The 26376-nt window shown below is 46.2% G+C and carries 24 protein-coding genes; 11 read left to right on the forward strand and 13 right to left on the reverse strand.

What is annotated here, in order from left to right; all coding sequences use genetic code 11:
• Positions 1 to 201 precede the first annotated feature (201 nt).
• The gene (locus tag QUB70_RS01960; protein ID WP_332978056.1) at positions 202 to 4821 is read left to right on the forward strand and encodes a nitric oxide synthase oxygenase; all 4620 of its coding nucleotides are present in this window, start codon (positions 202 to 204) and stop codon (positions 4819 to 4821) included.
• Positions 4822 to 5091: 270 nt separating this feature from the next.
• Here the strand turns inward: QUB70_RS01960 and QUB70_RS01965 are convergent, their stop codons facing one another.
• Entirely contained in the window at positions 5092 to 5301 is a 210-nt protein-coding gene (locus QUB70_RS01965; protein WP_332978057.1) for a hypothetical protein, read from the reverse strand.
• 57 nt (positions 5302 to 5358) lie between these two features.
• Between QUB70_RS01965 and QUB70_RS01970 the strand changes: the two genes are divergently transcribed.
• The 6 genes from QUB70_RS01970 (at position 5359) to QUB70_RS01995 (ending at position 11416) form a co-directional block, all read left to right on the forward strand.
• Positions 5359 to 6162, forward strand: coding sequence for a hypothetical protein (locus QUB70_RS01970; RefSeq protein WP_332978058.1), 804 nt, complete (start codon positions 5359 to 5361; stop codon positions 6160 to 6162).
• Positions 6163 to 6219: 57 nt separating this feature from the next.
• A complete protein-coding gene (locus QUB70_RS01975) occupies positions 6220 to 6594 on the forward strand; it encodes a hypothetical protein (protein ID WP_332978059.1) in 375 nt (124 codons plus the stop codon).
• Between the two features lie 2 nt (positions 6595 to 6596).
• A complete protein-coding gene (locus QUB70_RS01980) occupies positions 6597 to 7124 on the forward strand; it encodes a bestrophin family ion channel (protein ID WP_332978060.1) in 528 nt (175 codons plus the stop codon).
• Positions 7125 to 7242: 118 nt separating this feature from the next.
• Positions 7243 to 7707, forward strand: coding sequence for a bestrophin family ion channel (locus QUB70_RS01985; RefSeq protein WP_332978061.1), 465 nt, complete (start codon positions 7243 to 7245; stop codon positions 7705 to 7707).
• Between the two features lie 90 nt (positions 7708 to 7797).
• Positions 7798 to 9945 carry an adenylate/guanylate cyclase domain-containing protein gene (locus tag QUB70_RS01990; RefSeq protein WP_332978062.1) on the forward strand — a complete coding sequence of 716 codons (2148 nt, stop codon included), beginning with the start codon at positions 7798 to 7800 and terminating at the stop codon, positions 9943 to 9945.
• The gene (locus QUB70_RS01995) at positions 9938 to 11416 is read left to right on the forward strand and encodes a mechanosensitive ion channel family protein (RefSeq protein WP_332978063.1); all 1479 of its coding nucleotides are present in this window, start codon (positions 9938 to 9940) and stop codon (positions 11414 to 11416) included. Before QUB70_RS01990 ends, QUB70_RS01995 begins: the two co-directional genes overlap by 8 nt.
• Positions 11417 to 11586: 170 nt before the next feature.
• Here the strand turns inward: QUB70_RS01995 and QUB70_RS02000 are convergent, their stop codons facing one another.
• From QUB70_RS02000 to rimI, 3 genes are all read right to left on the reverse strand, one after another.
• Positions 11587 to 11874 carry a hypothetical protein gene (locus QUB70_RS02000; RefSeq protein ID WP_332978064.1) on the reverse strand — a complete coding sequence of 96 codons (288 nt, stop codon included), beginning with the start codon at positions 11872 to 11874 and terminating at the stop codon, positions 11587 to 11589.
• A 212-nt stretch (positions 11875 to 12086) separates the two neighbouring features.
• The gene (locus QUB70_RS02005; RefSeq protein WP_332978065.1) at positions 12087 to 12647 is read right to left on the reverse strand and encodes a hypothetical protein; all 561 of its coding nucleotides are present in this window, start codon (positions 12645 to 12647) and stop codon (positions 12087 to 12089) included.
• 389 nt (positions 12648 to 13036) lie between these two features.
• Complete coding sequence (gene rimI / locus QUB70_RS02010) at positions 13037 to 13687, reverse strand: ribosomal protein S18-alanine N-acetyltransferase (RefSeq protein WP_332978066.1); 651 nt, start codon at positions 13685 to 13687, stop codon at positions 13037 to 13039.
• Positions 13688 to 13804: 117 nt separating this feature from the next.
• Between rimI and lysA the strand changes: the two genes are divergently transcribed.
• From lysA to QUB70_RS02025, 3 genes are all read left to right on the forward strand, one after another.
• A complete protein-coding gene (gene lysA, locus QUB70_RS02015) occupies positions 13805 to 15223 on the forward strand; it encodes a diaminopimelate decarboxylase (protein WP_332978067.1) in 1419 nt (472 codons plus the stop codon).
• A gap of 190 nt (positions 15224 to 15413) precedes the next feature.
• On the forward strand, positions 15414 to 16328 hold the full coding sequence (cdaA, locus tag QUB70_RS02020; protein WP_332978068.1) for a diadenylate cyclase CdaA: 915 nt from the start codon (positions 15414 to 15416) through the stop codon (positions 16326 to 16328).
• Positions 16325 to 17071 (forward strand): isoprenyl transferase, encoded by a 747-nt coding sequence (locus tag QUB70_RS02025; protein ID WP_332978069.1) that lies wholly within the window; start codon positions 16325 to 16327, stop codon positions 17069 to 17071. The genes cdaA and QUB70_RS02025 overlap by 4 nt, the downstream gene beginning before the upstream one ends.
• 120 nt (positions 17072 to 17191) lie before the next feature.
• On the opposite strand, the gene QUB70_RS02030 is transcribed toward QUB70_RS02025, so the two are convergent.
• The 9 genes from QUB70_RS02030 to QUB70_RS02070 all read right to left on the reverse strand — a co-directional run bounded on the left by QUB70_RS02030 (position 17192) and on the right by QUB70_RS02070 (position 24791).
• Positions 17192 to 17464: a DUF3143 domain-containing protein gene (locus tag QUB70_RS02030; RefSeq protein WP_332978070.1), complete on the reverse strand. Its 273-nt coding sequence runs from the start codon at positions 17462 to 17464 to the stop codon at positions 17192 to 17194.
• A gap of 76 nt (positions 17465 to 17540) precedes the next feature.
• A complete protein-coding gene (locus QUB70_RS02035) occupies positions 17541 to 17978 on the reverse strand; it encodes a J domain-containing protein (protein ID WP_332978071.1) in 438 nt (145 codons plus the stop codon).
• 31 nt (positions 17979 to 18009) lie between these two features.
• Positions 18010 to 18192: a hypothetical protein gene (locus tag QUB70_RS02040; protein ID WP_332978072.1), complete on the reverse strand. Its 183-nt coding sequence runs from the start codon at positions 18190 to 18192 to the stop codon at positions 18010 to 18012.
• Positions 18173 to 18775, reverse strand: a complete 603-nt coding sequence (locus QUB70_RS02045) for an HAD family hydrolase (RefSeq protein WP_332978073.1) — start codon at positions 18773 to 18775, stop codon at positions 18173 to 18175. The genes QUB70_RS02040 and QUB70_RS02045 overlap by 20 nt, the downstream gene beginning before the upstream one ends.
• 58 nt (positions 18776 to 18833) lie before the next feature.
• Positions 18834 to 19814 carry an Rpn family recombination-promoting nuclease/putative transposase gene (locus QUB70_RS02050; protein WP_332978074.1) on the reverse strand — a complete coding sequence of 327 codons (981 nt, stop codon included), beginning with the start codon at positions 19812 to 19814 and terminating at the stop codon, positions 18834 to 18836.
• A gap of 54 nt (positions 19815 to 19868) precedes the next feature.
• A complete protein-coding gene (locus QUB70_RS02055) occupies positions 19869 to 20747 on the reverse strand; it encodes an Rpn family recombination-promoting nuclease/putative transposase (protein ID WP_332978075.1) in 879 nt (292 codons plus the stop codon).
• 62 nt (positions 20748 to 20809) lie between these two features.
• Positions 20810 to 22393, reverse strand: a complete 1584-nt coding sequence (locus QUB70_RS02060; protein ID WP_332978076.1) for a chloride channel protein — start codon at positions 22391 to 22393, stop codon at positions 20810 to 20812.
• Positions 22394 to 23100: 707 nt separating this feature from the next.
• Complete coding sequence (locus tag QUB70_RS02065; protein WP_332978077.1) at positions 23101 to 23619, reverse strand: methyltransferase family protein; 519 nt, start codon at positions 23617 to 23619, stop codon at positions 23101 to 23103.
• 227 nt (positions 23620 to 23846) lie between these two features.
• The gene (locus tag QUB70_RS02070; RefSeq protein WP_332978095.1) at positions 23847 to 24791 is read right to left on the reverse strand and encodes an aldo/keto reductase; all 945 of its coding nucleotides are present in this window, start codon (positions 24789 to 24791) and stop codon (positions 23847 to 23849) included.
• Positions 24792 to 24942: 151 nt separating this feature from the next.
• On the opposite strand from QUB70_RS02070, the gene QUB70_RS02075 reads away from it, so the two are divergent.
• On the forward strand, positions 24943 to 26376 hold the full coding sequence (locus QUB70_RS02075) for a BCD family MFS transporter (protein WP_332978078.1): 1434 nt from the start codon (positions 24943 to 24945) through the stop codon (positions 26374 to 26376).

Genomic DNA, 26376 nt, shown 5'->3' on the forward strand with positions numbered 1-26376 from the left:
TATGTTTATTAAAAAGTCACCTAAAATGCTATGTAAAAATAGTAGATTTTCAACCATATAGCCCTTCCTATGGAGCGCCTGCTGCTGTTCTCGCTATCTATCCCAATCTTTTATAGATGTGCGGGAAAGTAACAACCGCTACTGTTTCTGACGGTGCAGTACATTTCACCATACACTCCTCTTTCGAGCGACTTTTTGAATATGAATGACAATCAACGAATTATCCAGCTCAGTGAAGTCTCTGTAAACGATTTTCCGGCTTCTAGTGACTATAAATATAAATGCAATTTGCAGGTAATTTCCGAAGAGGGACAAAGCTTGTTGTCAAGGGATCTGCTGATCCGCACGCAACCCAGTTGGTTGGTGGATTTTAAAAACAAGGGAGACTGCACGATCGCGATTACCCTGCGTTACCGGGAAGGGGACATCACTCAACCTTGGCAGGATGCTGGAACGGTCACGTTTGCCACCCAGGAGTGCCTGAATGGAGAGCGCAGCGCCGAGTTAGAATTTCCCATTACAACTTGGAATCAGGCACCCCAATTAAAGCTGAAAACTCGCCTGAGCCAGAGTAGCAGTCAGGGAAGTAGCAGCAGCTTTAACATCTTGGGGAATCAGAACGCTACTCGCCGCATCCACAGCAAAGAAACTCAGCCAGAGGCCGAGTTCGAGATGCCTCAAAGCGTTCCTCTCTCGCCCCCAGAAGAAGTGATTGTCAAAGATACTTGGAACAAGCTGCGGGCGTGGAAAGAATTGCAGATGGAAAAGTTCTTGAAACGCCTGTTGCTAGAGGAACCGGATCTGGAGTATATCTTCGGGGACGCGATGAACAGCATGAATGACTATTTCTTTGAGTTGTTTGATTGCTGCGTACACCAACTTCAGCCTGAAACTCAGAATGTAATTGGAGAACCCTTAATGGGCGTACCTCCAGAAAAAGGGGATTCGTTTGACACGGTTGAGGATTACGGTGCGCTGTTTGCCGATATCGGGATGCGTCCCCAGCACTGGTTGAAGGCACGGCAGGTGTGGATGTGGATGCTACCATCGGTTCCTTACCTGGAAGAGTACGATCAGCAAGATTTAGCAAAAGGCGCAAACTCTTCCCTCTACCGCTTCTTCAATAGCCATGTAATTGTGCCGATGGTGGAGGCAGTCCGTCGCTACGAAGAAGCAATGCTTCCAGATGTGAGGCAACGCATGGCAGACTCGTTGAGCGTACTCCAACAGAATCAGCAGGAGATTGGCAAGGCATTTTTTCAAACTCTATTTGAAAAGTACCCCTTCATCATGCCTATCTTTGGACGGACAAACATGGATTATCTGTCCTTGAACCTGTTTCAGGTTTTGGAATTCTTGGTTCACAGATTCAACGGCGGCAGCAGAGAGCAACTAATTAAAGATATGCGCGTATATATCTTTAATAACATTGACATAAATGGGAGTGGAACAATCTCTATTGAGGAACTCATCGATTTCTCGCACTCCTCCGGGCTACCCTTGTCCCTAAGCGAGTTGAACGCTCTGTTTATTCGCGTAGATATTGATGGTAGCGGCGAGATTGACTTTGAGGAATTTGAGGAGTTGATAGTCCAGGAGTTAGGCTCGCAGGTGAATAGTTTTGATGATATACCCTCCTGCGCCTATCCTGCTATACAAGACAACCTGCTGGTCATGCTTGAGAAGTACATACCAGACTTCACGCCAGAGTTACGGCAAGCATGGCAGACGTTAATCGCTCGCGCTATCAATGTCATCAAGCTACCCAAGCTGAATGAGGAACGATTGCTCAAAAAAGCCAAGCAGTACCTGGAGCTGATCGCCACCGAGCAGGCATGGGAACCGGAGGACAAAGCACGACGATGGACAGAAATTCAAGAGGAAGTACGCGCCACCGGAACCTATACCCACACGTATGAAGAAGTGGCGTATGGAGCGCAAGTCTCATGGCGCAATGCTTCTAAGTGTGTGGGGCGGATTCAGTGGAATAACATGGTGGTGCGCGATCGCCGCCACGTTACCGACCCTGATGAGATGTTCCGCGAACTCAAAGAACATATGCAGTACGCGACAAACGGCGGTAACCTCCAGATTACCATGACCGTCTTTCGTCCCAAACATCCCAAAGAAGGCTGGGGGCCGCGTATTTGGAATTCACAATTAGCTCGTTATGCGGCATACGAGCAACCAGATGGTAGCATTCTCGGCGATCCTGCCAACCTGGAATTAACCAAAGCGATTGTGAAATTGGGCTGGCAACCGCCTGAACCCCGCACGGACTACGACATTTTACCTCTAGTGATTGAAGCTTCGGGTATGGAACCGAAGATGTACCATTTCGATCGGGATGAGATTCTGGAAGTGGAAATCGAGCATCCCACGATTCCTGAATTCAAGTCATTGGGCTTCCGTTGGTATGCCGTCCCTGCCATTAGCAACTTCTCAATGCACGTTGGCGGCATCAACTACGCTTGCATTCCCTTTAATGGCTGGTACATGGGTACGGAGATTATGCGGGACTTCCTGGATGAGTACCGCTACAACAAGATGGAGGACATCGCCAAAGTTCTCAAGTTGGATACCAGTTCCGAGCAGACATTGTGGCGCGATCGCGTAGCATTGGAACTCAACGTCGCCATCCTCTACTCGTTCCAGAAAGAGAAGGTAACGATGGTAGACCATCAATCTGCCTCTCGTCAATTCCTGACACACGACTTACGCGAGAAGAAAGCAGGACGCGAGTGTCCGGGAGATTCGGGTTGGGTCGTACCCGCATCGGGGGGAAGTGCTTGTCCGGTCTGGCACCACCAGATGCGCGACTTCTACCTAGAGCCAGCCTATCACCATGCTGCCGATCGCTGGGCAGTGGAAGATGGTATTGACCTGGAAAAATTCATTAGCACTAGCGACGATGACGACAACAAGCAAGACCGCATCCTCATTCTCTACGCTTCCGGGACAGGTACTGCTGAAGGCTTTGCGCGGAAAGCCAGTCGTCAACTCCAACGATTCCGTCCCAAGGTGATGGCGCTGGATGAATACAACACGGACACCCTGGCATCAGAGAAACTCCTACTCATCGTCACGTCCACCTTTGGCAATGGCGAAATACCTGAAAACGGCAAAAAGTTCCTAGATTGGTTGAAGAACCAACCTGCGGGTTCCCTCGACGGTTTGAATTACTCGGTTCTGGGCATTGGTAGTACCGTTTACCCAAACTTCTGCGCTGCCGGAATTTCGGTAGATAAGGCACTCGCCAAGGTGGGAGGTAACTGTATTGTGCCACTCCACAAAGGTGATGAAATCAAGGGACAAGCCGACACCTTCAAACAATGGTTAGGACTGGTTTGCCGCGTTTTGGGTGAGGATGCTACCTCGGCCGATGCTACAGCGGCAACCGCACCTAAACTGAACGTTACGTTCTTGAGTGAGGCGGAAGCTGCAAATCTTTCACCAGTAGAAGTGAGTGGAGACAGAGGGGTCGAAGTACCTTTGGTTGCCAATACCGAACTGCTCAAAGAAGTGATTCCCGGTAGCCGTTCTACTCGCTATCTTGTCTTTGATATTTCTGGTACCGATGTGCAGTATGAAACAGGCGATCATGTTGCAGTTTATCCTTGCAATCCGCCAAAGTTAGTGAATCAGTTGTGCGATCGGCTCTCAGTATCCCCCAACACCTATTTCACAGCTCGTTATCTAATGCCCGATGGTACGGAATTGGAAGAAAAACCTCCTGTTACCGTTCCCACAACTATCGGACAGGTTCTCTCCGAAAACCTCGATCTCGCCTTGCGCGAACCATTCAACGAGCTGCTGATCTACCTGTACTCGGTAGCACAAAATCCCCAGGATAAACAACGCCTGGAAACCTGGTTGGAAATTCTCCGCCAAGGAGACGACCATCCCGACAGCATCACGCTCAAGAAAACCATCACGGACAACTTCATGAGCGTTGTCGATTTGTTCAATGAGTTTCCTTCTGCCCAAATTACACTAGAAGCCCTGCTAGAGTTGTTGCCGAAGCAAAAGCCACGTCTCTACTCGATTTCCTCCTGTGCTCTGCTTTATCCCCAGCAGATCCAAATCACAGTTGGAATGCTGCAAATTAAAACGGACGCAGGTAAAACCCGTCAGGGACTCTGCTCCAACTACCTTGCCGGACTTGAAACCGGGGCAAAGGTTCGGATCGGTGTCCGCAAGTCTAGCTTCCGTCCGCCCGCCGATCCACTAGCGCCAATGCTTATGGTTGGGCCGGGTACGGGGGTAGCACCGCTGATTGCCTTCCTCCAGTATCGGGAAGCCCTATTGCAGCAGGAAACACAATTAGGTGATGCTTCCTTGTATTTCGGCTGTCGCGATCGCAGTGACTTCCTCTATGATGAGCAACTTGCAAGCTGGCAGAATCAAGGCGTGCTGTCTGCGTTAGAAGTTGCTTTCTCGCGGGTGACCGACAAGAAAGTCTATGTGCAAAACTTGATGCAAGAAAAAGCTCAAGAACTCTGGCGAATACTCAGCCATCCGCAATGCCACTACTATGTCTGTGGCGATGCCAAGATGGCAGACAATGTATTCGAGGTGTTTATGGCGATCGCTAAAACCGAAGGTGGACTCTCGGACACTGAAGCTGTTAATTTCTTCGACCAAATGAAGCTAGAAAAACGCTTCTTCAGCGATGTTTGGGGTGTGGTGCTCAACTTCAAGGAATCCATCAAAGAGGTACAGCATGACAACTACTCGAAAGCTGAAAAATGGCTCGAGCGCGTGCATGAATCTGCTGATAGTCCCGCCGTTCATCAGGAATTGCAACCGGTAACTATCTAAAAAAGGGAATCGCGCGATCGCCCAACAACCTGATGTTATCTTTATAACATTCCGTGAGGCGATCGCCATTCCTGGTATACATTTATCATAAATTGTAGAGATGCTTGAGTGTCGCGTCTCTATAAAAAGCGGACATCATATCATCAATTCACCCAAAAAATAGAAAGCAAAGAACATGGTAATCCTAAATTATACTTTGATACCATCGAGAAGCTCAAAGTAACTTAGAAAGATCGAAAATTGACAAAGCCGACAAATACACCAAATGCATTAGACATCTCCGAAAAAGAATGCAGAAACGCGACTTTTTTTATTCTCTACAAAAATTTCAGGCAACGCAGCACTTTCCCAGGGATAATGGAGCGCGATCGCGCTGTTTCTCTGAATTACCAAAAACACCTTAAGAATGAAAAATAAATCAGGTGACGAATAGAGCAATAGTTTACCTTGGATCGAGGCTTCTGGGGTTGAATTGTGCAAGTTATTTATTTTTCATTCCTTACTTGAGTACCTCCAATTTAATCAACGATAAACCTAATGAATATCAGAACTTTTACCGATATATCAAAGTGGGGAATCTTACTCAAAGTTCTTCCTCTAACAGCGCTATTTTGCTTGGCAAAATCGATCGCTCATCAGATGCAGTGGGAAATTGGTAAGTTCGATAGTCAGATAGGTTCTCTGTTGGCCGCGGTAACGTTCATCTTGGCGTTTATGCTGAACGGGACGCTGAATGATTACCGTACCAGTGAAGATATGCCCGCGCAGATTGCGAATGCGGTTGAAACGATTCAAGATACGAATTTGTTCATTGCAGCCCGTCAGCCCGACTATAACCCAACCCTACTTACAGAAGGGTTAGTTGAGATCCTCAAATCAGTCCTACTCTGTTTGAAACAGAATAAGCCATTCATCAAAGTTGAGCATTCTGTTACAAGCCTCAATCAATCACTGGTTCCATTATCAAAGTTTTGCGAAGCTCCTTTGATGGCTCGCCTTCAAGGTGAACAGGGAAAGATTCGTATTCTGATTGCCCGAATTCAAAGGATTCGCGATACCGACTTTCTGGCATCCGCCTATGGATTGTTGCATCTTCTGATAATTGCCTCAAGCATTGCTTTGTTAATAACGCATACCGACGAGTTTTATACCAATTTGATTGTTTCAGGTTTTCTATTTACGGCATTCATGTATTTGTTGTTGCTGATATACGATCTTGAAAATCCTTTTGAGTACAACGGAACATCTAGTGCGGATATTGATTTGTCATCTCTAGAGCAGTCGTACCATCAACTGCGTGAGGGGCTATTGAATGACGATGAGCCTAAAATATCTGTGTAACCAGTTTTCAGAGCTAAAATCCAGGGCGTTGCTGATTTACGGTATGAAAGGCTAAATATGCCCGTCATAGAAACCAGTATTCACAAAGCGTTTGGATTTTCAACTTATTTTTTTCATACCCTGATTAAGCAATACCAAATCCAGCTAAGGCAGTTTAGAGAAATGCTGGGAAAAAGCTTGAATCTTCAAGCATTAATGGACAACAACCTGTACAAGACGACAAACAAGACTCATTGTAGCAAAGTGACTAAAGTAGAATTGACCGAGATGTATAATCATAAAAAGAAACCAAACAGAATCGGGAAAATTCCTATGCAATTACTTAAGCAGTTCAGTGAAGCCTTCGCTCCGATCGACACATTTCAACGAGAAGTAGTAATTGCAGCAGCTCTGATAGTGGTTATTGTCACCATAGTGGCGATATTCAAATAAAAATGAAAACAAAAACAAAAAATTGGTTTACACTTGCTTTCCAGCTAAGAGGGTCTGTTATCTCAGCTATTTATCAACGAGTTATTGGGTTTTGTCTGTTTGGTTTTCTTGTTTCTGTACTTTACTATTTCAAACTCCCTTTATCCCAACCTATTTTGGGAAGTATTATTCCCAGCATCGTATTAGGCTTATTACTGGTTTTCCGAACTAATACCGCTTACGAACGGTTTTGGGAAGGTCGTAGGTTATGGGGAAATTTAGTCAATGACGCCCGTAATATGGCTTGGCAAATTGGGGCAATGATGAACGACATTGAACCAGAAGATCGAGCCAAAAGAATTGCACTCGTGCGCCTCGTAGCTGCTTTACTTGTGGCGTGTAAATTTTATCTTAGGTCTGAACCTATAAATAGCGAATTAGAAGAATGTAAGGATTCAGGTCTAAAAACTTGCGGCTCCAACGCTTGTCTGGCAAGGCTTTTAGGGCAAAATCAGGGTTTTTGTCTTGATATGTTGATTGTCAATAAATGACAAAAAACGACAGTTTCTCGTCATTTATTGACAATAGAGATTTATTTAGCATCAAGCTCCATATCTAAAGTCTTTGCCCAGCAAGGAGTTCAGTGACCTGAATCCTTACGAAGAATTGATGTCTCGCCATCAGTATTTACATCTCAAAAAAATCAACAATCCACCGCTACAGATTGTCTTTTGGATGGCCGATTATCTACAACAGCAGTATCAACGTGGTAACTCTGTGTTACATTACAGTCATGTAGTTTTTTTGCAAACTACTGTAAAGAGTATGATGGAGTCTGTAGGACACTGCGAACGCATTTTAAGAACGCCCCTCCCCCTAGCTTATTCCATTCATCTCAAGCAACTGTTATTAATTTACTGCGTCTTATTGCCTTTTCAGCTAGTTAAAGATTTGGGATGGGGGACTGGTCTGTTTGTTGGTTTGATGAGTTTTACGTTACTTGGCATTGAAGAAATTGGTCTGGAAATAGAAAATCCCTTTGGTTACGATCCCAACGACTTACCCCTTGATGATATTTGCAACACAATCAAATCCGACATTAAAGAGTTGATCGATTGTAATCTCCATATCTAATCTAATTCAGATAAAATTCACCAATACAGAGTTAAATTTACCGAGATGTATAATCATAAAAAGAAAGCAAACAGAATCGGGAAATTTCCTATGCAATTACTTAAGCAGTTAAGTATAAAAACAAAACTCATAGTAATGTTGCTGGTAGTCAGCCTTTGCGCTATGCTCGCAAGCACCTATATATGCTCTAGCACCGGTAAATCTATTCTAACCGAAAAAGTCTTCAACCAATTAACCAGCCTTCGGGCTGCCAAGACTTATCAAATCCAAGATTATTTTGAAACCCTTTACAACCACAGCCAAACCCTAAGCGAAGATTTGACAGTCGTCGGTGCCATGCAGGAGTTCAAGACAGCTTACCGCCAGCTTGAACAATCGACAGTACCAGCGGATTTTGACGCAAAAATTGATACTTACTACCAGACACAATTTATACCCAAACTAGCGAAAACTAACGATGGTTCGCCGGTTCTGGCATCCTACACGCCAAAAACAGCCGCTGCCCGTTACTTGCAGTACCACTACATCGCTGCTAACCCCAACCCCGTTGGCAAGAAACTTCTGCTTGACAATGCAGGCGACGCCAGCGCTTACAGCCGCGCTCACGCCCGCTACCACCCAATTTTTCGCAATATAGTTGAAAAATATGGTTACTACGATATGTTTTTGATCGATCCCGAAGGAACTGTGGTCTACACGGTTTTTAAAGAAACAGACTTTACCACAAACTTCACCAACGGCCCCTACAACGAGAGCAACCTAGCATCCGCGATCGACGCCGCACGACAGGCTAAGGGAACTGGGTATGTGAAAATAGTAGATTTTAAGCCCTACAGACCTTCCTACGGTGCGCCTGCGGCTTTTATCGCGGCCCCAATCTTTAACGGCTCGGAATTCCTTGGTGTTTTGGCCTTCCAACTTCCCGTTGACAAAATTAACAATGTGATGACTGGCAACAAAAATTGGAAAGAAAATGGTTTGGGCGATTCAGGAGAAACTTATCTGGTCGGGTCGGATTATCTAATGCGTTCTGCGTCTCGTTTCCAGATTGAAGACCCAGAAGGTCATGCAAAAATCCTAGCATCGATCGGTACTGATGAAAAGACCATCAAGAAAATGAAAGAATTTAATACTACCATCCTCCTACAGGAAGTGCAAACAAAAGCAGTGAAGGAAGCTTTGTTTGGGAAACAGGGCACGGAGGCGATCGACGATTATCGCAATATTCCTGTTTTGAGTTCTTATGCTCCTCTAGATATTGATGGATTGAGGTGGGTTATCTTGGCGGAGATCGATGTTTCTGAAGCCTATGCCTCAATTCACTCGTTTGAAAAAACAGTTTTGATTGGGGCTACTTTAATCATTGCGCTAATCACGCTTGTTGCCATGTGGCTGACCGGAATCTTTGTCAAACCGATCAAGATGTTAATCGCTAGCGCCCGCCAGGTGGGGGCTGGGGATTTTGATGCGGTTGTCCAATCTGGTTCGCAAGATGAGTTTGGAGACTTAGCCAAGTCATTTAACCAAACTATAGGCAGCCTTCGTGCCGAAACTCAACTAATCGAACAGAAAAATCGCGAAAATGAAGCATTAGTCTTAAGTATATTTAATCCCGCAATAGCGAAACGCCTCAAACAGGGCGATCGACAAATTGCCGAGCAGATTTCTAATGTCTCGGTCTTGTTTTCCGACCTTGACCAATTCACCAAGCTCACTCACTCAATGTCCCCTCAAGAGGTTGTGGGCTTGCTCAATGAACTGGTAACAGCTTTCGATGAAATGACAGAAAAATACGGTTTGGAGAAGATTAAAACTATTGGTGACGGTTACATGGCGGTATGCGGGCTTGGTGTGCCGCGTCTGGATCATGACAAACGCACGGTAGATTTTGGTTTGGAAATGCTGTCGTTTGTCCGTCGATTTAGTTATGAAAAAAACTTGCATCTAGACCTGCGGATCGGCATCAATTCAGGAGATGTGGTGGCAGGCGTGATTGGCAAGAATAAATTGCTCTACGATGTTTGGGGGAATAGTGTAAATATTGCCAATAGGTTGAAGTCGGCTTGTGGACCAGGAGCAATCTTAGTTTCTCAAGACATTTGCGATCGCCTGACCGAACTATACGATTTTGAGCTGGTGGGTGAAATTCAAGAACCTGGAAAAGAAAAGCTAGTAGCTTGGCAAATCAAAAGTTCTAAGCTGACCGTAAGTGTTCGAGAGGAAGAAGTATATGAGTAATTTAAGCTTTTCAAACGACTGGCAAACCTGGGCGTTAATTGTCGGATTAGGGTTTCCATTCCTGGTCGTTTTACTAGGAGAGGTTATTTATCATCTACAAAGGCGCGGTAGACCGCTGGCGGCTACGCTGATGGTTGTAAAAAACCTCGTCCTGCCCATCTTAATGCTGATGGTTTTAGTCAGGAATGTCCTGACGCTTGACGTTAACGGGAATTTTCCCAAGCTCGTCGCAACGCTGTTCTGGATATCTGTTATCTACGCCTCTCTCTCGCTGTTTAATGTGATTTTGTTTGAAGAAGCTGAGGCGCATACATGGCGGGGACGGATGCCCAAACTGCTGATCGATCTTTCTAGGTTGTTTTTGGTGCTTGTGGGAAGCGCGATCGTGCTGGCGGTGGTGTGGGGTGCTGATTTGGCGGGTCTTGCTACCGGATTGGGCGTTAGCTCGATCGTGATCGGTTTGGCGCTTCAGGACACACTAGGGAGCATCATGTCTGGCATTGCGCTGCTTCTGGAACGCCCCTTCAGTGTGGGTGATTGGTTGCGAATTGGAGATATCGAAGGGCAGGTAGTTGATATCAATTGGCGCTCTGTTCGCCTGCTAACTCTCGAACGCGAGGTGATTATTGTTCCCCATCAGTTCATTGGAAAAGAAATAATCCGTAATTACAGCCAACCAGAACGTATTTACAACCAACGTATCAATATTGGGTTTTCCTACGATACCCCCCCTAACCTTGTGAAGCAGGTACTACTAAGTACAGCTTTGGCTACACAGGGAATATTAGTCGAACCCGAACCAGAGATCAAAACCACATCCTATGATGAGACTGCAATTATCTACGAGGTGGAGTTTTTTATCGAAAACTTTGAGGATGTGGAGCAGATACTCGATCGATTTATGACGCGAGTCTGGTACGCAGCGCAGCGAAACAATCTGACGTTATATCGCTACCGATACGAGTATGCTGTGGAAACTGCTGATAAGGCTGATAGCGCTTCAAGTAAGTTAGCTCAAAGCCTGCACTCAATTCCCGGATTTATGCCTTTGGCTAGAGAAGCGAAAAATTTGGATGACTTAACTAAGGGAACTATTTTACAGAAGTTTGGTGCGGGAGAGAAAGTCATCCGGCAGGGCGATCCTGGTAATGCTTTGTACATTATCATTGCGGGTGAGGCTAAGGTCACAGTCACGAACAAGTTGGGCATGGAGTTGGAGGTAATGACTATCTTGCGCGGTGAGTTTTTTGGCGAGATGGCACTGTTTAGTGGGGAACCGAGTCCGGTATCGATCGTCGCATCTGACGATTTGCAAGTTCTTGTCGTCTACTCGGATGCTGTAAATACGATGATTGAACGTCAACCTAGTTTGGGGCATGAAATAGGTCAAATTATAGAAGCGCGAAGCAAAGCGGTAAGTATGGTCGGGCAGGCAGATGTTGCGTCAAGAGCTGAGGTTGATTCGCGATGAGGATTTTGAACTAAATTGATATCGAGTAACCAATTAAGGGATCGGGACTAATTTTCTTTTCGGTTTGTGACAATTTTACCATTCAAGGGGCTGATTAAAAAGCCCGGTCTATGGCCGTGCAAAGTATTACGAATCACAGCCGCCTCTGCAAGACTGGGGAGAAGTCAAGCCTAAAATATCCTTGTAGGAAACTGCGACTCTAATTGCGAAGCCCAGAGACCGTCAATCTTTGCAATCAATTCACCTCCAGCCCAGAGAAAGGTTTGAGTGATGAGGTTTTGCGCTTCAATGTTCACGCCACCCAAAATTATGTCACGGTCTGGATTAAACCTCTGAATATAGGCGTAATCATTTCCACCATTGGCTGAGTACCAATTTCTTGTGCGATCGCCAATATAAAATGTGTTTTGTCTGGCGTTAGGGTTGCCAATTAAAGTATCTACCTCATCACTCAACATCGTGTTGGTGTCTGTACCTGGCGTTGCTTAATCAGGGTATGAAAAAATAATTTTAAAATCCAGAAACTGTGTCGAAAATGGTTTCTATGACTTGCATATTTTGCCTTGCATACCGTAAATCAGCAACGCCTTAGTTTCACCACCTGTTACCAAAAACGGAGTATTTATCGATGTCATTGTCTATTCCTCTCAAGTTAGGTTGGTAAAGATGATTATTCGTTTGCCTTTTTAGACTTTCTCCACAAGTGAGCTGCACCCAAGCCCAAAAAAGCCAACAATGAGGCCAATGGGGAGGCGTTCTCTGGTACAGCAGTAGGAGGAGATTCGTTAATTTCTAAGGTCACACCCCCCTCACCTCCAATAGCTCCATTTCGCAAGACGAACTTAAATGTCCCGGGATCGACAAACATAAATCCGTTATTTCCACCCCAAACTCCGCCATCATTTCCCGGAGCAACTTGCATACCAAATTGAGAGGGAATTCCGTTCTCAAAAAACAAAACAGGATTATCTGGGAAGTTGAAATCATCACTGGCCGTATAGGTGACAGGAGTTAAACCTGTAGCAAAGTCCAGAAATCTAAAGTTCAGAGATAGCAGTCCTGGTCGAGCTTGATAGTCACCATCATTCATGACCAGGAACTCCTCGCCGACTTTAGTCAGATGTGTATCGTCGTAGGAAAAGTCACCTGTGTAGACACCCGCGAATTTCGGATCGGTGACGTAGGCGAGATCGACGTTGACTTTGATTGTGCCTGTGATTGTAGCTGCCATAGCTGGAGATCCCCCTAATGTGGATATTAAATATGTTCCCAGGATAGCGGTCAGTCCATATTTTATGTTCATTGGATATTCCTGATTTGAAAGGCTTCACCCACAAGAGCGAGTTTGTTTTCGTTTGTAGCAGCAATTAACGAAAACAATATCTTGAGATACAAATTAAAGCTTTTTGCGGTATTTGATACCGTAAATTTACTAGGAATTACGCACTCCGACAAAAGAAACCGGGTTTTACCGAATCTACGGGTTGCAACGCGTCTTGTCGTAAAAACCCGGTTTCTAAACCCCGTAAGTTCTACCTACAAAAGAAACCGGGTTTTTTACCGAGTTTACGGGCAGCAACTAAGTATTGTCGTAAAAACCCGGTTTCTGGAGCCTCATGCTCACAACTCAAAACTATCGATCGCCAAATGCCATTTTTTCTCATACAGCCGATCGCACATTTCCCGTTTCTCAACCGCCAAATATTCCTGAAATTCGGGTTTTTCCAAGCCGCTGCGCCACATTACCAGAGCATCTTCTCCAGTGTCTTCGTAGTATCGTTTCCGCCGTCCCGCCTCTTTAAAACCAAACTTTTTGTACAGAGAAACTGCGGCTAAATTAGAATCCCGCACTTCTAAAGTCGATCGCTCTAATTGTCTGTCGCGAGCCGATTTCAGCAAAGCCAAAAGCAGAGCTTGTCCCAAACCCTGACGTTGAAAACTAGGATGAATTGCCAGCATGATAATGTGAGCTTCCTCTAAAATCGCCCACAAACAACCGATACCGATGAGAGTTGGGGGAATCTGTAGGGGCGATGCCCCCGTGCCCGCCTGGTTTTGTAGGGGCGGTGGATGGTGCGTGCCCGCCCCGTTTTGAGCTGATTCGCAGTCCTCAGTTTCCCGCGTCCACAAACCGAGTAAATCGCTGTTAGGACTGTCTAACTCGCGCCTGTAGCCTTCGATCGCCCAAATACCCCCAAAACAAAGTCGATCGAGTTCTACCGCACAAGGCAGGTGTTCTGGGGCGAGATGTTTAATTTCTATAAAACGCACAGGGGATTTTAGATTTTAGATTTTAAAATTACTCAAAAGCATCAATCTGGGGCTGATGACCCAATTGCTTGCGGTCAATTGTACACTGGAGAACACAGTAAGGATAGTTATTTCGCGATGGTATCAACTCAATCTGTCGGGGTGGAATCTGGACTTCAGTACCTGTCTGAGTCTCAAGATGCCAGGGAAAGTCGATCGCCCAATCAAGAACTTTTACCGCTGACAGCCAGTGTTAACAGTCGCGATCGGTTGGAAATAGGAGGCTGCGAGGTGACAGCTTTGGTGGAGCAATTTGGCTCGCCACTGTACATCTTAGATGAAGAAACGCTGCGAGCGACCAGCAGCCAGTACCGAGATGCTTTTAAACGGTACTATCCGGGATCTTCTCAAGTGCTCTATGCTTCTAAAGCTTGGAGTTGTTTGGCAGTTTGCGCGATCGCAGCTTCGGAAGGTTTAGGCATAGATGTGGTATCTGCGGGGGAAATCTACACCGCACTGCAAGCCGGCGTGAATCCCGACAAAATCTATTTTCACGGGAACAACAAATCCCGCGAGGAAATCCAGCTAGCTGTCGAAAGTGGCTGCGTTACCGTAGCCGACAATTGGCTCGATTTGGAGACTCTAGCAGAGTTGGGAAAATTGGGTGTCAGCAGCAAGACAGGCGGGCCGACACGGGTTATGGTGCGGTTTACCCCTGGAATTGAGTGTCACACTCACGAATACATTCAAACTGGTCAAATCGACAGTAAATTTGGCTTCGATCCCAATTCCCTCGATCGAGTTTTTAGTTTCCTCAGCAAGCAACCGTCGTTATCGTGCGTGGGAGTACACGCTCACATCGGCTCTCAGATTTTTGAAGTGAAACCCCATCATGATTTAGCCGAAGTCATAATTCAGGCCTTGACAAAAGCACATAGTTACGATTTAAAACCGACAGAAATTAATATTGGCGGCGGGTTGGGCATTCGCTATACTGAAGCGGACGATCCTCCGAGCATTCAAAAGTGGGCTCATACAATTTGCACCGCAGTGATAGCAGCTTGCGATCGACATCAATTGCCGTTGCCTAAATTGCTTTGCGAACCGGGTCGATCGCTCGTGGGTACAGCCTGCGTCACCGCTTATACCGTTGGCTCTCAAAAAGTCATTCCGGGAATGCGGACGTATTTAGCAGTCGATGGCGGTATGTCGGACAATCCGCGTCCAATTACCTATCAATCAGTTTATCGAGTTCTCGCAGCCAACCAAATGTCTGCTCCCTTAACGGAAACAGTGACAGTTGCTGGCAAACACTGCGAATCAGGCGATATTCTGATTAAAGATGCTAAGTTGCCAGAGTGTCAGGCAGGAGATGTCCTCGTCGTCACGGCTACAGGAGCATACAATTACAGCATGGCTTCTAACTACAACCGAGTGCCCAGACCGGCTGCGGTTTTGGTGAGAAATGGGGAAGTTAACACGATCGTACAGCGGGAAACTTACCAAGATTTGCTGAGGTTTGACCGCCTTCCTGAACGACTCGGAACTCAAAAGTAAAAAGTAAAAAGTAAAAAGCAAAAAGTAAAAAGTAAAAAGAAAGATAATTCATTTTGAATTCTTGATGATTGTCTTTTAACTTTTTACTTTTGGCTTGTTCAGTCACGCGATTGGAATAATAACTGTTCATGGTTCATGGGTTAGAGTGCATCACGGTTCGCGGTTCACAGGCGGTAGGGTTCGATGAACCATGAACAATCAACAATCTGGCTATGACTTTGGCCTCGTTCAGTCCTTATTGATTCAGGCGATCGATATTGGACTGGTATTTGCGCTTGCGTATTTGGTGCTCGTCATTGTTGGAGAGCGCAGGACGCTGTGGATGGTAAGGGGATTTATCATTTTGATGCTGGCGGCGGCGCTGAGCAACTGGGCTGGATTGAGGCTGTTGCACGTTGCCCTCAACAGCTTGGTGACTGGTTCGGCTGTGGCAATGGCGGTAATATTGCAGTCGGAGTTTCGCCGATTTCTGGAACAATTGGGTCGGGGGGAAATTAGACAATTGTTTGGACGCGATCGCCGACAAAATCCCGAACCGGACAGCGTAATAGATGAAATTGTGGACGCAGTAAAAGAACTTTCGCAAAACCGCACGGGCGCTTTACTAATTGTCGAAACAGATTCTCCGATCGACGATCGGGATTTTTCGGTGCCGGGAGTGAAGCTAAATGCTGAAGTTTCTAAAGAATTGTTGCAGACTATTTTTCAACCGCAAACTTTGCTTCATGACGGGGCTGTTTTGATTCGAGCTTCGCGGATCGTGTCGGCGGGGGTAATTTTGCCTTTGTCCGATCGCAGCGCGTCGCGGCAGTTGGGAACCCGCCACCGGGCGGCGATGGGGATTACGGAACGGGTGCAAGCTTGCGTGTGCGTGGTGGTGTCCGAGGAAACGGGTTCTATTTCTTTGGCGCAGATGGGAACTTTAAATCGACCTTTAACTAGCAGCAAACTGAAAGAATTGCTGGAAGCAAAGCTGTTTCCGTCGGAGGGAGAAAGAGCTGTGGCTCCAATTCCGATCGGCAATCTCGGACGGCAGATAGGATTGAAGGGAGTGACACTGTTAAAGCGGATAATGCGCCGGTCGGGTAATCGGGAGAAACCATGAGTCAAGGAATTTGCTTGGAAAAGTTGCCGGAGGATCTGCAACAAGAACTACTGCCTAAGCACATAGCAGTGATTATGGACGGGAACGGGCGCTGGGCTAAGAATAAGGGGTTGCCGCGGATTGCGGGACACCGCCGAGGAGCTAGCACTCTCAAAGAACTGCTGCGCTGCTGCAAAGATTGGGGGATTCCAGCTTTAACGGCCTATGCTTTTTCGACGGAGAATTGGGGGCGGCCGGTCGGAGAGGTGGATTTTTTGATGAGTTTGTTTGAGGGCAAGCTGCGGCAAGAATTGCGAGAGATGGTGGACGAAGACGTGCAAATTCAATTTATGGGGAATTTGGAGGCTTTGCCGAAGTCTTTGCAGGCCCAAATAGAGCGTTCTGTGACGGCCACTCGGCACAATCAGGGAATTCTGTTTACGGTGGCAACGAATTACGGCGGGCGCCAGGAGATTGTACAAGCTTGTCGGGCGATCGCCACTCAGGTGCAGGAAGGCAAGTTGCAGCCGGAGGAGATTGATGAGGTTTTATTTAAACGCTATTTGTATACTGCTGATATTTGCGACCCGGATTTGCTGATTCGGACTAGCGGGGAAATGCGGTTGAGCAATTTTCTGCTTTGGCAAATGGCTTATTCGGAAATTTACATTACTGAGACGCTGTGGCCGGATTTCGATCGATCGGAGTTTCACCGCGCTTTGTCTACTTATCAGAAACGCAGCCGCCGATTTGGAAAAGTGTAACGATTTGAGATTTTAGATTTGCGATTTTAGATGGGAAAATACAGACAAAAACGCCACTTTTCTGTACATTCACCGACAATCCATCAATCTAAAATCCAAAATCTCAAATCTAAAATCGAATTAGGGCCCTGAGAAAACAGCAGCTTCAATGTCCTGACGCGACAGGGAGTATTTGAAGAAGCGCTGAATATCTTGGCCGTCGTTTCCAGCATTGATGTAGCGGATGGTGAGTTGGTCGATGTCGAGGGAGAGTTCTGCTTTCCATGCAGGTCGATCGATGTTCCAGCAGTGCAGTTCTCGCAGGTTTTGCTCGCAGCCGCGACTTTTTAGCCACTGTTCGATTTCTGGGAGAGGATGGTTGTACAAAGGGGTGTCAGCGGAGGGAAGAGTCATAGGATTTTAGATTTTAGATTTTAGATTGGACTCAATTTTCGCCGGAAATTTAAAAATGCTGGCATCTTTTTTAATTTTAACTCCCACGAATTAGGCCGATCGCGATCGCCAGTACCAAACATCCGACTAAGGTAGCCCCCATAATAAACAGGGCGAATATTTCTCCAGGAGAAAGGGGGCGATCCGCAGGATCGAGGTAAGCCGAGTTAAAATTTTTTGCCCGCGATTGAGAAACCGGAGTGTTGAAGCCCGGGGGCTGCTGAATCACGTTCATGCGAGAATAGCCTATTTTGAGGTCGTAGGCGAGGCGGCGTTCTGGGTTGCTGAGGGTGGCGTAGGCGTTGTTAAGCTGCTGAAATTTGGCGGTAGCGACTGTGGGTGGCAAGTCGGTGGTATCGGGATGGTAGAGTTTGCTCAGTTCCCGGTACGATCGCCTAATTGCGATCGCTGAGGCTGAAGGATGCAGCCCTAACAAGCCGTAGTAGCTAGAACCCAAGGGGGTTTTTCCTGGCATTTTTTGACTTTCGTTTTGTGCAGTTCCCTCGTTAGAAGTCACCGAAGCGCCTCTGGGCTTGTTGATAATTTTTGATTATTTTAGACCAAATTTGAGGGTAGCGCCACTGTCTGCGATGTCGAGGGGTTGAGGGTGGGCGATCGGCGACGGCAAGTAACATCAAACTCAGCACCAAGATATTCATGCCGTCGGCTTCATCGATTTGTGATGCCACTTGACGAAGTGTTTGAGATATCTGACTCACCCATCGATCTGGTAAGCCGATTTCGCCAGAACCTTTTCTCGACAGTGCGGATATTTTTTTCATATCTCAGTTGCTCCAAGTAAAGCAGCAAATACTTCAATTCATCATCGCTCTCATCCCCCTCAAAGGGGTTTACTCGCACCAGATTGCCATAGCTGCGCTCCCACTTTTGAGGTGTATCATCCACTGCAATGATTGACTCTAGACGATACCCTTTGCGCTTGACCTTTTTTAGGTTTTTGCGATTGTAATATTCAAAGCATTCAATATCGTAAGCAACCGTGCAGCGATCGCTTGCCCACACAAACGATAAAGTTTTGGGATATTCAAAGATGGCTGACACAATTGCGATCGCATAAGACGGCGTAGAAGATGTCCAAACTGCCACCTCAAACCAGTCTAGGCAATTCTTTAAAAAGACATCTAGAAACGGTCGTTTGTAAATGTAATATGGCTCCACTAAAAAGTCAGCTTGCCGAGGGAGAGATGCTTCGGTAGCATAAATTAAAGTTTCATCAAGATCGAGAATCAGTAGTTTTTTGCTAGAATCCATAATCAAAAATCGTTCATCACTAAGTCTAGCTCCACTTCCTGTACCCAATTACTTTAAACTATGAATCGCCCCGCAAATTTTGCACGTCCTCAACGCTAAGCCCCGTAACTTGCGCGATCGCGGCATTATCTAGCTGTGAGAGTAATTGTCGGGCGATCGCCAACTTCTCTTCTCGCTTGCCTTGTTCGATGCCTTGTTCGATGCCTTGTTCGATGCCTTGTTCGATGCCTTGTTCGATGCCTTGTTGGATGCCTTGTTGGATGCCTTGTTCTATGCCTTGTTCGATGCCTTGTTCTATGCCTTGTTCGATGCCTTGTTCTCGTGCTTCCTGAGAAGCTTTCATAATCGCCCCCTGTTGGTCATAAATAAACTGTTCTCTCCTGTCTAAATCTTCCACTTCTTCCCGGCTTAACTTGGCTTGATTCGCAATATTAAAAGCTTCATGTATTTCCGGTATGCTATCCATTGTTTCGGGAACTGATGTCAGACTTCTGGCATTTTTCATGAAATAAATCCATTTGTCGGCTAGTGTTTCAAGTTCCTCCTCTTTTTTAGTAAACTTCGGCAACTCTACAAACACTAAATCCAGATCGTTTTCGGGATAAGTAAAGTTTTTCTTGACTTCTTTGAACACAAATCTCGAAATCCATTCTTCGGTGTTCGCAAACATTTCAAAATCAGTAATTGTCAAAGCTATCACTGGTTTCAGCAATCGATATCCTTGTGCTGCTTCCAATTGAAAAGCGTAAGTTTTCGCTGCATTGTACAAAACTCGCTTGCCAAAAGACTGGACGTTGAGCACTTGCATTTCAATAATTACTAAAGTGCCATCGCTGAGTTTGGCTTTCACATCCAGATAACTATCTTTTAAGCCTTCTAGTTTGGGCGGCAGATTTGGGTTGATTATTTCTAAGTCTTCGATGGTGGGATTGCCTTCATAAATTAAGGCGTTGAGAAAGCTAATTAGAATCTCTTTGCTTTCTGAGGAACCGAAGATTTTTTTGAAGGCATAATCTGTTTTTGGGTTGATAAATATCATGGCTTTAATTTGGTAGGAGGGGTTAAATCAGTGAGGCATAGTTTGTCGCAAGTGTCAGGAATCACCTGACGAGCGCAAATTCCTTACATCCTCAAGGCTAAGCCCGGTAGTTTGGCTGATGGTTTCGTCATCTAGCCGTGATAGTAATTGTCTGGCGATCGCTAGCGTTTCTTCTCGTTTTCTTTCCTCTCTTGCTTCCTGTATTCCTGCCTGTCTTGCGTCTTCAAAAGCTTTAATAATTGCCCCCTGTTGGTCGTGAATAAACTGTTCCATGCGTTCCAAAGCTTCTACTTCTTCCCGACTTAACCGGGCTTCATTGGCAAGATCGAATGCTTTGTGGATTTCCGGTACGCTATCCATTGTTTCGGGAACTTCTGAGAGAATTCTGGCATATTTCATGAAATATATCCATTTATCTGTCAAAGTTTCTAGTTGACTTGCTTCTTTAGAGAATTTAGGTAATTCTACAAACACTAAATTCATGTCATTTTCCGGATAGTTTAAATTGCTTTTAACTTCTTTATACACAAATCGCGAAATTAAGTTATGGCTGTTGCGAAACATTTCAAAATCTGTAATGGTTAAAGCTATTAATGGCTTGAGCATTCGATAGCCTTCTCCTTTTTGCAATTGAAATGCGTAGGTTTTGGCTGCATTGTACAACACCCGATTGCCAGAATATTGAACGTTGAGAACTAGAATTTCAATAATGACTAAGCTGCCATCGTCTAGTTTGGCTTTCACATCCAGATAACTATCTTTTAAGCCTTCTAGTTTGGGCGGCAGATTTGGGTTGATTATTTCTAAGTCTTCGATGGTGGGATTGCCTTCATAAATTAAGGCGTTGAGAAAGCTAATTAGAATCTCTTTGCTTTCTGAGGAACCGAAGATTTTTTTGAAGGCATAATTGGTTTTCGGGTTGATAAATATCATAGTTGTCAGATTTAGCTTTGAGGTTATCGGTTTTGTGGCGAAGCAACGAGATTTGAGATCCGTCAAACGGCTGATTTTGTTTCAGGTAAGGGTTTGACATTTTCCGCCAAATGTGCGTTAGCACTCGCCAGCACAGGCTCGTCGCTGCTGTGTTCCTCATCAATGGGAATTTGGCAAGAAATCAGTTCTGTGACGATGCGATCGCCCAAAGCGTCTTCCCAATCCTGCAACTGTTCCCTAGCTTTGATCGGCTCATTGACAGCTACGTCTACGCCCATTTGCTGAAGGTTGAGGCTGTGGGCTGCCGATCGGCGATTGACAAACTCCACCAGCCAAACGCTCAATCCGACTGCGGCCATCAAAGGCAATACAATCCGGTAATCGCGGGTTAATTCAAACATCAACAGGATGGCTGTCAGCGGTGCTCTGGCGCTGCCTGCGAGCACGGCTGCCATTCCCACCATTGCGTAGGCGGGAGGGCCGGCAACGTGTTCGCCCAAAGCCGGCAGCATTTCCAAAAAGAGGCCGTAAGCCGAACCCAGGGAAGCTCCCAAAAACATCGCCGGAGCGAAGATGCCGCCCACTAAACCGCTGCCGAGGCTGATTGCGGTCATCGCCAGTTTGACAAACAGCAGCAGCAGCAGCAAAGGCAAGGAAAACTTGACATCTTGGAGCATTGCTTGGACTGTTTCGTAGCCGACACCTAAAATTTGAGGAAATTGCAGGGCGACTAAGCCGACGCAAGCCCCGCCGACGATCGGGTGAAGCGGTCGGGGCAGTCGTCCGAGCCGAGCAAATCCTCGGACTTTTCCTTGAAAACAGCGATCGGCTAATTGAATTGCTTCTGTGTAGGCTAGGGAAACTACGCTGGCCAAAAGTCCCAATCCCATGTAAAAAGGCAGTTCCAAGGGGCTGCGGACATCGTAGACCGGCAAAGCAAAGGCCGGCTGAGCTCCCAAACAAATTTGACCGATCAGCGCCGAAACTACGGCCGATAGCAAGACAACGCTGACTGACGAAGTGGCGAAGGTGCTGCCGAGCACAACTTCTAAGGCAAAGAATACTCCGGCGATGGGAGCGTTAAACCCGGCGGATAAACCTGCTGCTGCTCCCGCGCCGAGGAGCAAGCGCTGCCGTTCTGGGGAGAGCTGCAAGACTTGAGCCAGCAGCATTCCGAAGTTAGCGCCGATTTCGACGCTGGGGGCTTCGGGGCCGAGGGATGCGCCGGTGCCGAGGGATACTGAGGCTGCCACCATTTTGGTGATGGGTTTGAGGGGGGAGAGTTCTTGCAGGCCGCGGGTGGCTGCAATTAAGGAAGACATATTCGGGCCAAAATCCCGAAACCGCCAGCGCATCAGCCCGATGATGACTCCGCCGAGGGTGGGAATGCAGGCTAGCGTCCAAGGGCCTTTGGAGGCGATCGCCCCCATGAAGTCTTCCAGCATCAGGCTGTGGATCGATTTGATGAGATAGTGAAAGGTGACGACCCCTGCGCCCGTAACTCCCCCTATGACTAGGGAGAGGATGAGCAGGAGGGTTTCGGGGCTGGGGTGCAGGCGGTTGAAGAGCGGGCTGAGGCGGGAGGCTTGGGGAGTTTCTGCGGTTGGCCCGGGTGGCGGCAGCTCCACAGGAGGGGTGGCTCTCATTTAGCGGTTAATTCTTCTGTGAGAAGTTAGATAAATATTACATTTTATTTCTTATTTTAATTTTGAGCGATTTGGAGAGAATTGACAACTTAAATTAAGGCGGATTTTATGGAGTATTTTTTTGCTGGCGGCTGGGCTAGGAAGGGACTTAACGGAGGGCCGGTCAATTTGAGGTTTGAGTTTGTATTCCGAGTTACATTTAATATTTCAGGAATTTGGCAAGAATGCTGATTGAGTATATTTCAATACGGTTCAGTAAAGGAAAATTATAGCGAAAAGGTTGGGTTGAGGAACGAAACCCAACCTACGCACGATCGGTTTTTTTAGCACTAACTGAACCGTATTGGAGTATATTTGATTTGCGCCGTCATCTGATTTGAGATTTGAGATTTGAGATTTGAGATTTGAGATTGTGATCGCGAATAGACCTCTTGCAAAAGTCCTTTTAATAAAATTTTGGAACGGGCAAGATGCCCGTTCCACAAGAAAAAATGTTTTTTTTGGAACGGGCATCTTGCCCGTCCTAGTTATTTTTGAAAGAGGTCTAATAAATTCGGGGGCTTGTTTAAAGGTTTTTGGAAAGGGCGATCGCACCCGACACCGATTGTTACTAACTTTCAAATAAAGACGAGCGCAAGTATTTTTAATTTTTTTTACGATTTTTTACCGCAGATGCACGCAGATTAACGCGGATGAATGTGGAGATGTTAATAGATTCCGGGAATTAATTTTTTTACTCGCTGGCTGTATTCTGAATAGTCGGGATATTTCTCGCTCAGCCAAGTTTCTTCGCGACTGGATTTTATATCGAAAAATATTAGTAAAATTGCAGTGGCTATTAAATGGGATATGCTCATTTGAAAAAGTGTCCAGCCCAGGGCGACTGAGATTAAGCCGCTGTACAAGGGATGTCGCACCATTCCGTAAATGCCTGTTTGGACTAATTCTCCGTCTTCTCTGGGATAGGGCAACGGGGTGAGGTTTTTTCCTAAGTCTATTAGTGCTTTGATTGTGAAAATTAATCCGATCGAGCTGAGAATACTTGCTAGAGTCCAGCTAAGATAAAAAAGTAGTTGAGTTGATTGAATTTTGAATCCTGGCAGTTGATAAACTGGTAAGATTGCAAATCCTGCGAGCAATGCTCCTTGCAGCAAAACTAAATATTCGCCGCGGCTGTTGTTGCGCCAGCCTTCGCGCGTGAAACCCCAATCAGTTAATATTTTCATGGTAAGAAGGAAGTTCGGCAACGGATTTTTTAACGGGTGTAACGGATGTAACGGATAGAAGGAAGTTCGGCAACGGATTTTTTAACGGATTTAACGGATATAAAAGTTAGAACAAAACTTACTTACGCATTAAGCTAAAGAAACCGGGTTTTTTACCAAATTTGCAGGGTAAAATCTGTGTGTTTTGTGAAAAAACCCGGTTTCTGACTACCAGTGAATAAGTCGTCTTATTCTAGCCAGGGACGTGTCATTAATTCTAGTTGGTTGACTTCATCTTGGCTCAAATTCCAGCCTAATGCGCCTGCATTTTCTTGGGCTTGTTGGGCGGTTTTGGCGCCGGGAATGGGGATGACTTTGTTTTGGCAGATCAACCAGTTTAGGGCAACTTGGGCGGGAGTTCGATCGCGCTTTTTGCCCATTTTCCGCAGGGTAGACATGACTAATTCGATTTTTTCGATGCCGCTTTTGCTGAAGCGGGAGTCCATTTTGCGGGCTCCTGTAGGTTGTACTTGGGCGGTGTATTTGTCGGTGAGCAATCCTTGGGCTAAGGGGCTGTAAGCTAAAATTGTGACTCCCAATTCGCGGGCTGCACTCACAATTCCTTGTTTTTCTACTTGCCGCGACAGCAATGAGTAGCGGACTTGATTTGTTGCTAGGGGAACTCCTCTGGCTGCTAGTATTTTGTGGGCTTCGCGCATCTGTTCTACTGAATAGTTGCTGACTCCTACTGCTTGAATTCTGCCTTGTTTTACTTCGTCTGCTAAGGCGTTCATCAGGGTTTCTTGACTCAGTAAAAAAGTGAATGGCCAGTGTACTTGGTAGAGGGCTATTTGTTCTACTTGCAAGCGTTTTAAGCTGGCACTCAAGGCGTCGGAAACTGATTTTCCTGTGATGCGCCAAGGTACGGGACCGAATTTGGTGGCTATTTGCACGGGTTGGCTGGTTTTTTTGATAAACTGTCCCAGCAATTCTTCTGACAAGCCTTTACCGTAGACTTCGGCTGTGTCGAAAAAGTTGACTCCGCTGTCTAGGGATGTTTTGAATGCTGCTTCTACTTCGGCGGCGCCGTAGTTGCTGCCGTAGTTCCAAAATAGTTTGTCGCCCCAAGCCCAAGTTCCGACGCACAGGGGAATGACGGCTGGGCCATTTTGTCCTAGGGTAATGGTTGTCACGCTTGCTAAATCCATAATTCTTGATTCTCTTTATTTTTATATGAATTTATACGAATAATTGCGATCGAGCTTCTAGCCCAGGGAAGAATGGCGGCTGGTTGCGGTATCTCAGTTACTATAAATGAGTCATGCTGTGTTTATTTGAATAGTTATGTCGATCGACCGTTTACCAGATTCAAGATTAACAGATTCCGCGACTCCTGCTATCAAGAGAGTTACCCTCGTGACTATGTTCCGGTTGGGTTTGTTTCAGATGGGATTGGGCATGATGTCGATTTTGACGCTGGGGGTGCTCAATCGCGTGATGATTAAGGAGTTGGCGATTCCGGCTACTGTGGTGGCTGGTACGCTGGCTATGCACCAGTTTGTCGCCCCGGCTAGGGTGTGGTTCGGGCAAATGTCTGATGCCAAGCCTTTGTTTGGCCATCACCGCACGGGTTATGTGTGGGTAGGAAGCGTTTTGTTTGCGATTTCTGCTTTTTTAGCGGTGCAGGTGATGTGGGGCTTGGGCGGCAGTTTGGAGGCTGTGGGATGGACGACTGCTACTTACGGTTGGGTTGGTTTGTTGGGTTTGATTTTTGCGCTTTACGGTATTGCTATTTGTTCTAGTTCGACTCCTTTTGCTGCTTTGTTGGTGGATGTTTCGGATGAGGAGGATCGATCGAAGTTGGTGGGTGTGGTGTGGTCGATGCTGATGGTTGGTATTATTATCGGGGCGATTGTTAGCAGCGGTTTGCTGAAGCAAATTGATGGAGATGTGCCGCGGGAAGTGTTGCAGGCTTCGATTAACGGTTTGTTTGTGAAGGTGCCGGCGGTTGTTTTGCTGTTGGTGGGGATTGCAACTTTTGGGGTTGAGAAAAAGTATTCGCGGTACGGGGCGCGATCGTCCGCAGTGAATCGAGAAGATAAAATTACGTTGGGAAGTGCGCTGCGGATTTTGACTGCTAGCCGCCAAACCGGTTTGTTTTTTACTTTCCTGCTGGTTATGACAATTTGCTTGTTTATGCAGGATGCGGTTTTGGAACCTTACGGCGGGGAAATTTTTAAGATGCCGATTTCGGAAACTACTCGCTTGAATGCTATTTATGGTACTGGTGTGCTTTTTGGTTTGAGCGCAACTGGTTTTTTAATTGTGCCGCGCATTGGCAAGCAAAATACGATTAGGTTGGGCTGTTTGTCGGTGGCTGCTTGTTTTGGTTTAATTATTTTATCTGGATTTACAGGAAATCCAATTGTTTTTAAGTCGGCTTTAATGTTGTTTGGTTTAGCTTCGGGAATTACGACGACTGGTGCGCTGAGTTTGATGTTGGATTTGACTGCTGCTGAAACTGCTGGGACTTTTATTGGCGCTTGGGGTTTGTCGCAGGCGATGGCGCGTGGTGTGGCGACGATTAGCGGCGGTGCTATTTTGGATTTGGGCAGAAGTTTGTTTGGGGTGCCGATGTTGGCTTACGGGTTGGTTTTTGCTGTGCCGGCGGTGGGTATGATTCTTGCTGTTTGGCTGTTGGGTAGGGTGGATGTTGGGGAGTTTCAGGATAATGCTAAAAGTGCGATCGCCACTATTCTTGGAAATGAATTAGACTGA

Origin of the sequence: Microcoleus sp. A003_D6, from assembly GCF_036702825.1 — a bacterium.
Classification (GTDB): Bacteria; Cyanobacteriota; Cyanobacteriia; order Cyanobacteriales; family Microcoleaceae; genus Microcoleus.